Annotated in this window: 7 protein-coding genes; 5 read left to right on the forward strand and 2 right to left on the reverse strand. The window is 43.6% G+C overall.

Features of this window, described 5'->3' with window-relative positions; genetic code table 11:
• The first annotated feature begins 12 nt into the window (after positions 1–12).
• The 5 genes from FAZ19_RS03705 (at position 13) to FAZ19_RS03725 (ending at position 12860) form a co-directional block, all read left to right on the forward strand.
• A complete protein-coding gene (locus FAZ19_RS03705; RefSeq protein ID WP_136819234.1) occupies positions 13–3207 on the forward strand; it encodes a SusC/RagA family TonB-linked outer membrane protein in 3195 nt (1064 codons plus the stop codon).
• A gap of 84 nt (positions 3208–3291) precedes the next feature.
• Positions 3292–5040: a RagB/SusD family nutrient uptake outer membrane protein gene (locus FAZ19_RS03710; protein WP_136819235.1), complete on the forward strand. Its 1749-nt coding sequence runs from the start codon at positions 3292–3294 to the stop codon at positions 5038–5040.
• A 42-nt stretch (positions 5041–5082) separates the two neighbouring features.
• Positions 5083–10863: a rhamnogalacturonan lyase family protein gene (locus FAZ19_RS03715; protein ID WP_136819236.1), complete on the forward strand. Its 5781-nt coding sequence runs from the start codon at positions 5083–5085 to the stop codon at positions 10861–10863.
• Position 10864: 1 nt separating this feature from the next.
• Positions 10865–11773 carry a PorP/SprF family type IX secretion system membrane protein gene (locus tag FAZ19_RS03720; RefSeq protein ID WP_136819237.1) on the forward strand — a complete coding sequence of 303 codons (909 nt, stop codon included), beginning with the start codon at positions 10865–10867 and terminating at the stop codon, positions 11771–11773.
• A 685-nt stretch (positions 11774–12458) separates the two neighbouring features.
• Entirely contained in the window at positions 12459–12860 is a 402-nt protein-coding gene (locus tag FAZ19_RS03725) for a VOC family protein (RefSeq protein WP_136819238.1), read from the forward strand.
• Positions 12861–12865: 5 nt separating this feature from the next.
• Here the strand turns inward: FAZ19_RS03725 and FAZ19_RS03730 are convergent, their stop codons facing one another.
• Together FAZ19_RS03730 and FAZ19_RS03735 are read right to left on the reverse strand one after the other, a co-directional pair.
• Entirely contained in the window at positions 12866–13408 is a 543-nt protein-coding gene (locus tag FAZ19_RS03730) for a hypothetical protein (RefSeq protein WP_136819239.1), read from the reverse strand.
• A gap of 2 nt (positions 13409–13410) precedes the next feature.
• A complete protein-coding gene (locus FAZ19_RS03735; RefSeq protein WP_136819240.1) occupies positions 13411–13887 on the reverse strand; it encodes an RNA polymerase sigma factor in 477 nt (158 codons plus the stop codon).
• Positions 13888–13951 lie beyond the last annotated feature (64 nt).

A 13951-nucleotide genomic window follows, 5' to 3' on the forward strand; every position in this document is an offset into this window, starting at 1 on the left:
ACCAATTAGAACATGCAGTTGATACATAAATTATTTATAGGGGGATTTGCCTTAGTTACGTTTTTGCCTGTCGATATGCTGCAGGCAAGACATAAGATGCTAGCTTCCTCTGCTATATATCGAAGCGAAATACAAGATATCGAGATCAAGGGGGTAGTGCGCTTTGCTTCCGACGGGGAACCTGTGTCGGGCGCAAATGTGAGTATAGAAGGTGTTTCTGTGGCGATTACCGAAGACGATGGTAGCTTTACAATTAAAGCCCGCTCCCAGAATGTGAAGCTGGTGGTGCAGTATGCTGGTTATCAGGAAAAAATAGTTTTTTCTAAGGTTGGGGAGGAAAGTTTAGATATCCTGCTCTACGAAGCCGGATACAGTCCGTTATTCCAAACAACTAATCAATTCAATAGGGCGGTAAACAAAATGTCTACCGTTGGAGCGGTCGAGGTTCTTGATCTAAAAAAATATCAGTGGAACAGTACCATTAATGAAAACGCATCAACCATTTTTCAGGGGAAAATTGCTGGTCTGAATGCGGTTCGTCGGTCGGGAACAACTAATACGGGGGCTAATCTAACATTACGGGGCATCAGTTCTTTTTATGGCACTTCTCAACCTTTATTGGTCGTAGATGGTATGTTGTATGAAGATCAGGACTATAGCCACCAGTTGATCAGCAACTATTTCGAATCTGGATTAGCTAATATTGATCTCCGCGATGTTGATAACATTACGGTTCTCAAAGATGGTTCATCACTCTATGGAACCAAGGGTAGCAATGGGGTTATTTTTATTACGACCTCCCATGCAGACGAATTGGCTACGCATATCAATTTTGGTGCGTATACCAGCTTTAATCAACGGCCTAAGTTCCTACCGTTGATGGAAGCGAACGATTACCGGTCTTACCTTTCCGAGCTGTTAAGAAGCCAGGGACTAAGCTCGGCAGAAATTGCTGAACAGCCCTATTTTGGAGCCGAGCCAAATACAATGGATTACTATACCTATAATAACAACACGGATTGGCAATCGGTGGTATTTGATAATAGCATTAGTCAGAACTATTTTCTTAAAGTTACTGGCGGAGATAATATTGCGAAATATTCGCTATCAACAGGGTACATTCAGGATCAAGGGGTCTTAGTGAATGATGAAATCAGTAAGTATTCTATGCGGTTGAATGGGGATTTGCAGCTTTCGAAAAAATTTACGGTACAGTCTAACCTTTCTTTTTACTATAATCAACACAATCTACGTAGCCAGGGTGTCGGCTCTTATTCCAGCCCGATGCATGCAGCGCTCGTGAAATCACCAATATTATTTGCTAACGTATATGGTGACGATGGTGGTATTTCACCGCTCTTGTCCGACGTTGACATTTTTAATCAGACAAATCCAGCTGTACTGGTAAGCGATAATACGATAGGTAATAACCGGAGTTATCGTTTTATCGGAAATATACATTTTGACTTTAAATTCAATGACAACTATGCCTTAAAGAGTATTGCAGGTTTAGTTTACGACAAAGGACGTGAAAACTTTTTCCTGCCTGAGATTGGGGTTTTCGCCGAAAACCTGCCGACAGCAGAAGTTTCTAACCAGTCTGGAACAGAAATACGGAGATTGTTTAGTCTGTTTAACGATACGTACCTACATGCCACCAATCGATTTGGAGTGGATCATTTGTTAGACACACGGGTCGGCATACGTGTGCAGTCGAATAAAGCGGAGCATGATTACGGCTTGGGATTTAACTCAGCAAATGATGACTATGTCAATATCGGCGCAGGCAGTAATTTACTGAGACAGATTCGGGGCGGATTCGGTAACTGGAACTGGATGAATGTGTACTTAGCAAATAACTATTCGTATAAAGATCGGTATCTATTCTCTTGGGATGTAGCATTGGATGGATCTTCTCGCTTTGGTGACGATCCACAGAACAATATGGTAAAATTTGGCCAGAATGCTTTTGCCGTTAATTCAGCTGTTAATGCGGCGTGGATTGTATCAGCGGAGAATTTCTTTCAATCGTCAGCGGTAGATCTTCTAAAATTAAGAGCGTCTTTTGGGCTAAGCGGTAACGACGATATCGGAGATTACGCTGCCAAATCCTACTATTTGTCACAGAATTTGTTAGGTGTGCAGGGCTTGATCCGCGGTAATATCGGTAATCCAAAATTACAGTGGGAACGGGCGATTAAAACGAATGTCGGAGCAGACCTGTCATTTGCCAATGAACGTATCAATCTATCCGCCGATGTGTACAACAATCAGTTCAAAGATGTGGTTACATACCAAGGTTTACAGGCGCATTCAGGTATTGATGTGGTCTTTCTCAACGGAGCTTCAATGCGCAATCTGGGTGTAGAAGTAGGTATCAATGGACGACTTGTTCACAATAAGAATACGACGTTTGATATCGGTATACAATTGTCAAAATACCGTAATGAAGTAACGTCTCTTCCTGATGGAGCTTTTGAGACATCGTATTACGGCGGCGATATGATTACAGAAGTCGGGTCTGCAGCCAATCAATTCTATGGACTACAGACACAAGGTATCTATTCAACCTCAGAAGAGGCTGCATCCGCAGGATTGAACCGGCAGCTGTCAGATGGAAGTTTATTGCCTTTTCAAGCAGGAGACATGCATTTTATAGATCAAAACGGAGATGAAATTATTGACGCACGCGATAAGGTAATTATCGGCAATCCCAATCCAGATTGGTTTGGTGCCTTTACCACTTCATTAACGTATAAAAGCTGGTCTTTTAATACCGTGTTTACCTATTCGATTGGTAATGATGTATACAATGCGGTACGGAGAAATGCAGAAAGCGGATCTAATTATGATAACCAAAGTATTGCTGTGGTAAACCGCTGGAAAGAAGAGGGGCAGTTAACAAATGTTCCGAGAGCAAATTGGGGTGATCCGTTGAACAATGCCGAGTTTTCGGATCGCTGGATTGAAGATGGCTCTTACTTGAGATTACGGACGGTAAATATTGGTTATCGCCTACCTTTAAATAAGGCTGTGTTGAAGTCAGTTGATATATATTTCGCGGCGAACAATTTATTTACGCTATCGAAATATCTCGGCTATGATCCGGAATTCAGTGGAAACAATTCCATTTTCAGCCAAGGTGTGGATATTGGCATGTCGCCTCAATATAGAATGTTACAGTTGGGCATTCGGGCTGGGTTTTAATAAAATAATCGGATTAGTAACAGTCCATGTGGAATGTGTATAAACGATACTCCATATGGACATTAAAAGATAAATAATATACATATGAAACGGAAGACCTTATATGGTGTATGTCTTGCCTTCTCGCTATGGGGATTGTCATCCTGCTCCAAATTTTTGGATGTTGAGCCAGAAGAAGTGCTGTTGAAGGAACAGATGTACCGTAATATTTTTGATGCAGATGCTGCAGTAATAGGTGTTTACGGAAAGTTTCTCGGCCTCGCCGAGCAGCATGTGCTTTTGAATGAGCTGCGCGCGGATCTATTAACTGTGACGCCACAGGCGGATCCGTACTTACACGAAATCAATAGCAACGATGTGACGGCAATGAGCGCCAATAATCCGTACATCAACCCGCGTAAATTTTACGAAGTAATACTGGCCTGCAACGATGTGCTGACAAACTTTAATGCCATGCGCGACGACAATAAAATGGATATTGACCAATACAATAGCCGTTATTCGGATATCATGGGCATCCGAACTTGGGTATATTTACAACTGGGAATACATTACGGTAATGTGCCTTACGTGACCGATCCGTTGGAGAGTATGGATGATGTATTGGACAATAACAAATATCCGATTATAGCATTTGAGCAGTTGCTGTCAAATCTGATCCGGGACATGGAAAATATTCCGTACAAAGGACTTTATCCTGACGATGAATCGCTGCGTCTTGCGGTAGATGGTTTTAACCTCGAACGTTTTTTTATAAACAAGTATACCTTATTAGGAGATTTGTATCTCTGGAATAACGATTACCTCAAGTCCGCAGATGCCTATAAGCGAGCCATGACCTATTATGATAATAAAGGTAATGATACTTGGAATTTTGATTATTTTAAGTTAAAAGAACGCTCTGTAACAAACAACAATGACCTGTCGATAGGGTACGCCCGATTTAGGGAACAAGATATCCGGACATTTGTAAACAGCAAAACCTTGGGTTGGCGCTCGATGTTCTCCCGTTCGCAGGATGCCTTATGGAACTCGGAATGGGTGTGGACTATGCCCTTCGCCAGTAATTTTGGACAAACCAATCCCTTTATACGTTATTTTGCGATCAATGGAGGTGAGTACCTGCTAAAACCAAGTAAAGAAGTCATTGACTTATGGGATGAACAGGAACAATGGAACGGTGTGCCTTATGATGGGCGTAAATTGCTTTCGGTAACGAATGTAGACGACCGTCCGGTAATCACTAAATATACCGATGAGTATGCCGATATTACGACCTTACTTCCAGTAGACGAATACAACCGGAATGGGAAATGGTTCCTTTACCGCGCAGCGAAATTGCATTTGCGTTTTGCGGAAGCCGCTAATAGGGATGCAAAACATAAGCTTGCCTATGCTTTACTGAATAACGGTCTACGCGGAAATTACGATGACCCGACACAAACGGATAAGACTGACTTGATGCAAACACATCTGCCTTGGCCGTACGATTTTGATGCAAGGATGGGAGCAAATCCGTATTTCCGGGGCATTTGGCACCGTAATGAAGGCATACGCTCTCGCGCGTATCTTCAAAGTAGGGTTATTGAAAACCCGGCAGATAGTCTAATGCATATTGAGAATTATTTAATCGAAGAAGGAGCTTTAGAGCTAGCTTTTGAAGGGAGCCGATGGGAGGATTTGGTACGTATAGCACGTAGACGTAATGATCCTGCGTTTCTTGCCGATAAGGTATACGAAAAATTGAGCAAGGAAGGCGTTGGGAATGCATCCGCTATTCGCAGTAAGTTGATGCAACCGGAGAATTGGTATTTACCATTTCGTTGGGAGTAAGGTCAACAAAATTAAAGTCTATTAATCAATAATTACAAGATTATGAAAAGAATTCTTTCAATAGGAATAATTTGTTTAGTCACCCTTGTTTCTTTAGGGTTCATCGCATTAGATAGATCCCGTATCGTATTGATCGGAGATTCTACGGTGCGTAGCGGACAAGAAGAATGGCCCAACGGTGTATTATGGGGTTGGGGTACTTCGCTAAAGGAGCTATATGAAGACGATAGGGTTGAAATTGTCAACCGTGCACAAGGGGGGGAAAGTAGCCGTACCTTTTATGCTAGTGGTAAATTTACGCAGGTATTAGAAGAATTGCAAGCAGGAGATATCCTGTTACTACAGTTTGGACATAACGATGCAGGTAGTGTTACCGGGGATAGTAAGGCAAGTTTGCGCGGAATAGGAGATAATATACAGAATGTGACAAATTCACAGGGACAGCAGGAGGTGGTACATTCTTATGGCTGGTACTTGCGTCAGTTTATACAATTGGCGAAAGAGAAAGGTGTCAAGCCGGTCGTTGCCTCTCCTGTGCCACGAAATGCTTTTGTGGAGGGTTTTACAGTCCGTTCCTTAGAAGAGTGGGGGCTGTGGTCAAGACAAGTGGCTGAACAGGAAAGTGTTGATTTTCTAGACTTGAATAACCGTGTCGCAGATTTATATGACTTTATGGGGGAAGATGCTGTTGCCGAATTTTTTCCGGACGACAACCTGCACACCAATAAGGCTGGCGCTGATGCCACGGCAGAGATTGTGTACAATGGACTTGTAGCTTTGAATATCATCTCTATTGATGATAGTGCCCCCGAAAATATATGGGAAATTATGGGTAATGATAACCAAATTTCGGATGTAGCCACTGCATACGGGTCTGCGGTAGGTCGAGTGGAAGGTGGCGTAGAAGTTCCCTACGCTGTTTTTACAAGTTCGGCGGATGGTTTGGTTGTTAAGAAAAGGAATGCATCCGGACAGTGGGAGCAAGTAGGGACAGCATTGACTGACTATAAGTTTACAAACAGCGGTAATAGGCAGGCTATTGCGCAGTCATACCTGTGGCTCGGTAAGGATAATGTGCTCTATTGCTCGTATGTTGACGGCAGTGACGGCCACAGGCTGAAGATCGTTTACTATAAGGAAGCGGCGGAAAGTTGGGAGCCTCTGGGTGACAATGCCGCTAACCTACAGGTTAGCACAGGCGGTATAAGCCCTTGGGGTACAAATAACATACGCGACCAGGTGAATCATTACGTTGCGTTTGACAAGAACAATGTCCTGTATATTGCATATGGTGAAACTCCAACCAACACGCGTAAAGGGGCAGCCCATGTAAAGCGTTTTGTAGGTGGGGCATGGGAATTAGTAGGAGGCGGAGCCATCCCTATAGAAGGTGCTCCTAGTTATGGAGCGGCTGGGTATTCGGTTGCATTTGACAGCCAAAACCGTCCCTTTGTTTCGTATGCCTGGAGCGCGAATAATCCGGACGAAGTGGGAGCTGTTCAGGTCAGGTATTTCGATGCGGGCAGTTGGAAGACTTTAGGCGATGTCACGTCTTCGGGGCAGGGCAGTTCCGCTCGTTATACCCAGATGGGTATTTCTAACGACATGGTCTTTGTCTATTTTATGAATACCGGATCGGGCAGCAGGCCATTTTTGGTGTATTCACCCATAGCGGATCCATCTTGGACCAACTTGCGGATGGCCGATCATGCAAACTCGGTCAATGAGCAGCTTGTTGTAGATGCTGCGGGCAATATGACCATATCCCACATGGAAAGCTGGGGCAATATCTATGTGTATCATTTGACAAAAAGCAAGATTGCTGAAATTTCCACGTCCTCTCCTTTGACGTTAGCAAGCTTTATAACGTTGGAGAAGTCAGCGGAGACAGCACTTGTAGATGCCGGTGCCCGGCTGTCGATGAGTGTGTCGGCAAGTGGAGACCCTTATATCCTTTATACGAAAAATGAACGACCTTTTGTACAACGCTATCTGTTCCCGAAGATTGATTTTATACCAAATACTTGGGAAATTATGGGTAGTGATAACCAGATTTCGGATGTAGCGAGTGCGTACGGGTCTGCGGTAGGTCGAGTGGAAGGTGGCGTAGAAGTTCCTTACGCTGTTTTTACAAGTTCGGCGGATGGTTTGGTTGTTAAGAAAAGAAATGCATCCGGACAGTGGGAACAGGTAGGGGCAGCGTTGACTGACTACAAGTTTACAAACAGCGGTAATAGGCAGGCTATTGCGCAGTCATACCTGTGGCTCGGTAAGGATAATGTGCTTTATTGCTCGTATGTTGACGGCAGTGACGGCCACAGGCTGAAGATCGTTTACTATAAGGAAGCGGCGGAAAGTTGGGAGCCTCTGGGTGACAATGCTGCTAACCGACTTGTTAGCACAGGCGGTATAAGTCCTTGGGGTACAAATAATATACGCGACCAGGTGAATCATGCTGTCGCATTTGATAGGGACAATGTTCTGTATGTTGTATATGGGGAAGCTCCAACCAACACGCGTAAAGGGGCAGCCCATGTAAAGCGTTTTGTAGGTGGAGCATGGGAATTAGTAGGAGGCGGAGCCATCCCTATAGAAGGTGCTCCTAATTATGGAGCTGCTGGTTTTTCTATTGCATTTGATAGCCAAAACCGTCCCTTTGTTTCGTATGCCTGGAGCGCGAATAATCCGGACGAAGTGGGAGCTGTTCAGGTCAGGTATTTCGATGCGGGCAGCTGGAAGACTTTAGGTGATGTCACTTCTTCGGGGCAGGGCAGTTCTGCTCGTTTTACCCAGATGGGTATTTCGAACGATATGGTCTTCGTCTATTTTATGAATACCGGATCGGGCAGCAGGCCCTTTTTGGTGTATTCTCCTATAGCGGATCCATCTTGGACCAACTTGCGGCTGGCCGATCATGCTAGTTCGGTAAGTGAGCGGCTGGTCGTAGATGCCGGGGGCAATATGACCATATCCCACATGGAAAATTGGGGGAATATCTATGTTTATCATTTGTCGAAGAGCAAGATTGCCGCTATTAGCGCCTCTTCTCCTTTGACAGCAGCAAGTTTCTTAACGTTGGAACAGTCGACAGAGACGTCTGTTGTAGATGCCGGTTCCCGGCTGTCGATGAGTGTGTCAGCAAATGGGAAGCCCTATATCCTTTATACGAAAAATGAAAGACCTTTTGTACAGCGTTATCACTTGGTGGTGGATGAAACAGAAGAACCTGAGCCGGAACCCGAGCCAGACGAGGTCGTAACAACAGCCAGATGGATGGAAACACTGGATCGTGGCGTTGTAGCTGTCCGCCCTGCTAATAACCGTGTTTTTGTCAGCTGGCGGCTGTTGGGCGATGAAACCATGGATTTGGGATTCAATGTGTACCGTGATGATATCAAGCTCAATGAAGAACCTATTACCGGTTCGACAAACTATCAGGATGTGACAGAGATAAACGGTAAATATATCGTGGTTCCTGTGGTCAACGGCGAAGAAGGCACGCCTTCCAAAGAAGTGGACGTATGGAGCCAGGGTTATCTTTCTATTCCAATGGACATACCACCCACAGGTGTAGCCCAAGATGGAACTCCATATACCCATACAGCGAACGATCTAAGTGTGGGGGATTTAGATGGCGACGGTGAATATGAAGTTATTGTGAAATGGGAACCCACGCTTTCCGGCGATAATTTGCAGGGCCAGCGCGGAAAAGTTTATTTAGATGCGTACAAATTGAACGGAACCAAATTATGGCGGATAGATCTTGGAATAAATATACGTGCAGGTGCACACTACACGCAGTTTTTAGTGTACGATTTCGACGGGGATGGGAAAGCAGAGTTAGCATTACGTACCTCGGATGGTACAGTTGATGGAACAGGCGTGGTTATTGGCGACGCCAATGCCGATCATCGTGAACCCAGTGGTTTTATTCTTTCAGGACCGGAATTTTTAACGGTATTCGAAGGAATGACTGGTAAAGCATTGGCTACAGTAGATTATATACCTGAGCGTGGGCGTGTGGCAGACTGGGGCGACCTTTACGGTAACCGGGTTGACCGTTTCATTGCAGCGGTAGCTTATTTAGATGGCGAACGTCCAAGTATGGTATTTGGACGGGGATATTATACCCGTATGGTTCGAGCAGCATGGGATTGGCGAGATGGAAAACTTACCCAAAGATGGGTCTTCGATACAAACACGAAAGGCAATGAAGCGCATTTTGGTCAGGGTAATCACCAGATGTCGGTAGCCGATGTAGATAATGACGGAAAAGATGAGATACTCAATGGTGCAAGTGTAGTCAATGACAACGGAAGAAAATTTTATAGTACGGGTCGAGGTCATGGAGATGCCCTTCATGTAAGCCAAATGGATCCAACTAAGGATCGGCAGTTGGTCTGGATGCCGCATGAATCGCCAAGTTCTTACAAAGATTTAGCGATCACATTAGTCGATGCATCGACAGGTGAGACCATCTTTGGTATACCTGCCACGAGGGACATTGGTCGTGCCATGGCTGCCGATATTGATCCGCGCTACAAAGGCTACGAGATGTGGTCTGCTGCGGGCGGCTTGTATAATGTAAATGGCACTCAAGTCACACCTGCAAAACCGAGCTCTATGAACTTTGGAATTTGGTGGGACGGTGATCTTTTGCGAGAATTATTGGACGGGACCAATATTGATAAGTGGGATTGGAATAACAATTCGACGAAACGTTTGGCGACTTTTGGTAACCAAGGTGCATTGTCGAATAACAGTACGAAGGCCACACCAGGTTTAAGTGCAGATGTTCTTGGCGACTGGCGAGAAGAGGTCATCTATCGTTCAGAAGACAGCAAGCAGCTGATGGTGTTCACTACGGCGATACCTACAGAACATCGGTTGTATACGTTGATGCATGATTCGCAGTATCGCACGGCAATTGCGTGGCAGAACAGCGGCTATAATCAACCGCCCCATCCTAGTTTTTATCTAGGAGAGGAGATGGTTGAGCAAGAGCAGCCTAATATAGCGTTGTTGGAACTGGAGAAAAAGGAACAGGAAATTGATTTCCCTGAGTTTCCAGCGCTCACCTTCGATCTCGCACAAGTACGTCCAGAAGCGACAGCAACCTCCGGATTAAGAATTGACTACACAACGGACAACCCGCAGGTGGTTACGGTAGAAAACCAACAATTGAAGTTTGTTGGTATAGGAACCGCTAATATTACCGCGGTACAGAAGGGCAATATTACTTGGGAAGCCGCCGATCCTGTTACGAAATCACTGTCAATAGCGAAAGGAATACAGACGATTAGCTTTGAAGATTTGCCAACGCTGACGGTAAGTGACGATCCTTATCTAACGGAAGTAGAAAGCAGTTCCGGCCTGCCCGTGTCACTCGAGTCTATGGACACACGCCTTGCTACTATTGAGGGCGACCATGTCGCTGTACACCAAGGTGGGCGTACAGAGATTGTTGCGAAACAAGCTGGTAATGAATTGTGGCAAGCAGCCGATCCGGTGAGCAAGGATCTCGAGATTTTAGAGAAGCCATCCATGGATGTGGTGAAAGTAGTCACTCCCAATGGCGACGGAGACAATGATGTGTTGATTGTGAGAGAGATTGAGCGTTATCCGGAAAACACATTCCGTGTATTTAATCGCCAGGGGCAGATGCTCGCCGATATCGAGAACTACAACAATGCAGATAGGGTGTTTGACGGAAAAGACACCTCTGGGAATTTGCTCCAGGAAGGAACTTATTTCTTCAAGCTGGAATGGTTACAGGACGGTAAAAAGTTGCAACAAAGTGGTTGGTTTTATTTAAAAAGATAAGATGAGAAAAACAGGATATTTTTACCGTTCTTTCATAGCGGTATTCATGATAAGCATACTAGCAGTAGAAGTCAATGCCCAGCAACAGCTCGGAACATATTTGCAATATCAACAGCATCCCGAAGCGATCAATTCGGCCTATACGCTGGCTTCTGATCAGGCCAAAGTTTACAGTGTGGGCCGTAAGCAATGGATGGGAATTGATGGCGCCCCAGCGACCGTATTGTTGGGGGGGCATATCAAGACCTCTAATGAACGTTCTGCAGTCGGGTTTAATCTGTTGTATGACAAGATCGGTCCCGAACGCTATACGGAAGCCAGTGCCTTTTATGGGCATAGCATCCAGTTGTCCGAAAATGATTATATATCAGGTACCGTCGGACTAGGGTTGCGATTTTATAATGTGCGTTTTGCGCTGCTCGAACAGAGCGATCAGTCGTTGCGAAGTGATATTAATGAGCGGGTAGGAAGCATAGGTCTATCTTTCCTTTACCATAGACCTGAGCAATTTTATGTTGGTGTATCGGTGCCACGTATTGGAGCAGAACAGTTTAAAGAAGTCCAAGTCTTCCGTGAGAATTATTCAGCTGTAGCTGCATACCTCTTTACGGTAGACCAAGGGTTTCATGTGAAAGCAGCAACCTGGCTTTCTATGATGGATAATGAGGAGATGCTCGGTAACTTTTCGGCTACGGCCTACTTCAATCGTAAGATAGGCTTAGGCCTTAACTATGGCACGAGCAGAGATATGGGTGTTATCGCATCCTTTCAGGTGAGCAATAGTTTCAAATTTGGCTATGGTTACCAGTTTGGGGTAGCTAGTACAAATATCTCTGGAATGCGTAATGGTTCACATGAGATTTCTTTAAGCTATCATTTTTCAAAGGGAGGGGGACTTCGGTTACTTTAGCAACAACTATTTTCGCAATGAAATAACGTGCCTTATTTGATTATTATCTATTTGGTTAATATATAGTTTAAGCTTTCAAAATATGAAAACAGGTGTGATTGTAGGTAATCTATTGGTTACCTACATTCTTTTTCCACTTATATATGTTGCCGAGTATTTGGTGAACATTTTTACGAAAAATTATAAGTATTATGACACATATTATAGCGATTTAGGATCGTATTTAAGTAGGGTTTTCGAGGGAGTATTTTTCTGGGGTACAATTTTGCTTGTTGCAACATTGATTCCACTACATTTAGTTAAAATTAAGTGGTTATATCGAATACGACGAAATTATATACTACTATCAATTTTGTGCTATATCGCTATAAATATTTTATTTGTTATACTGACTGGATACGGTATGTTGCTGTTGACAAAATTCAGCCCTTGGTCAGAGCAGGTTCCGTTTGCTGTTGTGCTGATCGGTTTTTCATCTTTGATTCAGGGTGTCCTATATTTTTTAGTCGATCGCTACTATCGACTAAAATAATTTCTGTACGAGTTCTAATTCGTAGGTTGACCTATTTCATCACAGAAGCCTATTCTGTTCCATTAAGTTGTTTGAGGACCTTATTGATTTCTTGTCTTGTGGTAAGATTATTGTAGTTAGTAACCGATATTTTTGGTAATTAAAATTAAACTTATGGCACCACAACCCTCAAAAATATGGGCCGATTACCCAGTAAAAGACATCAATAGGTCCAAAGAATTCTATACCGCACTAGGATTTTCCGTACGGGATCAAACGCACGACGGGGATAATTTCATTAGCCTTACCATAGGCCATAGCGGTTTCATCCTTAACCTATTTTCTACTGAACGGTTTGAAAAGGGCGTAAAGACGAAGTCTGCGGATACGGCTAACGGCAATGAAGTGAATTTCAGTATTTCTGCAGACACTAAAGAAGAAGTATTAGAATGGGAAAAGGCACTTGAAGCAATCGGTGCAGATATCATCAGCCCACCCGAAGAGATGAAGGAGGGGTGGTGGGCTATGCGTTTTGCCGATCCGGACGGACACCGTTGGGTGGTGTTAAATATGTAATAGAATTACCGAAATGATTCTACTGCAATACCCAAGTTTTTCACCCGTTTTGCCCATATCCTGTAAGACATAAATAGCTGCAGGAGGAATATCGAGCTGATAATGGCTAGCGAGATATATTTGCTCGGGTTAAACGTTATTCCGTAGGTGAAAAACAAAAGAAGCCCCATTAGGTAAATCTGTCTGGTAATAATGGAAACGATAGCGTAAATTTTAACTTTAGATCGATACTTGTTTATCGATTCTCGAATATTTGTTCCTTGCACCGGGTATTTAGCAATGCGATAACCCATCAAGTTGTGAATAATGGGTACAAGCACAGATAGTACAAGCAGGATGTTGATCCATACTGGTTTTTTGTCACCGTCAAACATGGAGTAATAGCATATCAGAAAAATACTCCATACAATGATTTCTATTGTTAATTGTTTTCTAATACCGCTAAGAGTAGGGTGCATTTTTTCGGATGCCATGGCCCGAATTTCTTGATCGGAAACTCGTGGAGATTCCACTGTGCTCCATGTAGTCTTTATATCGTTCAGTTCCATTATTAATTGTTTAAAAAGTTTTTGATTTTGATTTTAATTCTGTTCAATTTGACACCAACATTATTTTCACTTATTCCTGTAATTTCTGCTATTTGTTGATAACTCAGATCTTCAAGGTATAGGGTGATAATTGCCTTATCGGCATCATTAAGCCTTTTTAACGCATTGAATAAACGCTCTTGACGAATGGCAAGTTCTTCATCGGGTTGTTCGTCTGCAAGATCGGGCAAGACGGGTGAGTACTCAATTGCATGTTTCTTTTTACGGAAGGAGGCAATTGCAGTATTCAGCGCAATGCGATAGATCCAGGTGCTGATTTTAGACTCATTTTTAAATGTCTGATGGGATTTCCAAAGCTGGAACGTTATTTCCTGAAAAAGATCTTCACGGTCCTCGCGGATATCCCGGTACAGGCGACATACTTTATGGATAATTCCTTGATGTTCACTTATAAGGGCTAAAAACACTGCTTCATCCATTACTCTCTTTTATTAAAGGTAATAATTTTGCGACCGTCTGTATATTCGTCTTATTCATATTATC

The sequence above is a fragment of the Sphingobacterium alkalisoli genome (genome assembly GCF_005049105.1).
Lineage (GTDB): Bacteria > Bacteroidota > Bacteroidia > Sphingobacteriales > Sphingobacteriaceae > Sphingobacterium > Sphingobacterium alkalisoli.

What these genes read in the sequence shown, in the direction of transcription:
- FAZ19_RS03705 (WP_136819234.1), top strand. Translation starts at nt 13, where the DNA reads ATGCAGTTGATACATAAATTATTTATAGGGGGATTTGCCTTAGTTACG.
- FAZ19_RS03710 (WP_136819235.1), top strand. Translation starts at nt 3,292, where the DNA reads ATGAAACGGAAGACCTTATATGGTGTATGTCTTGCCTTCTCGCTATGG.
- FAZ19_RS03715 (WP_136819236.1), top strand. Translation starts at nt 5,083, where the DNA reads ATGAAAAGAATTCTTTCAATAGGAATAATTTGTTTAGTCACCCTTGTT.
- FAZ19_RS03720 (WP_136819237.1), top strand. Translation starts at nt 10,865, where the DNA reads ATGAGAAAAACAGGATATTTTTACCGTTCTTTCATAGCGGTATTCATG.
- FAZ19_RS03725 (WP_136819238.1), top strand. Translation starts at nt 12,459, where the DNA reads ATGGCACCACAACCCTCAAAAATATGGGCCGATTACCCAGTAAAAGAC.
- FAZ19_RS03730 (WP_136819239.1), bottom strand. Translation starts at nt 13,408, where the DNA reads ATGGAACTGAACGATATAAAGACTACATGGAGCACAGTGGAATCTCCA.
- FAZ19_RS03735 (WP_136819240.1), bottom strand. Translation starts at nt 13,887, where the DNA reads ATGGATGAAGCAGTGTTTTTAGCCCTTATAAGTGAACATCAAGGAATT.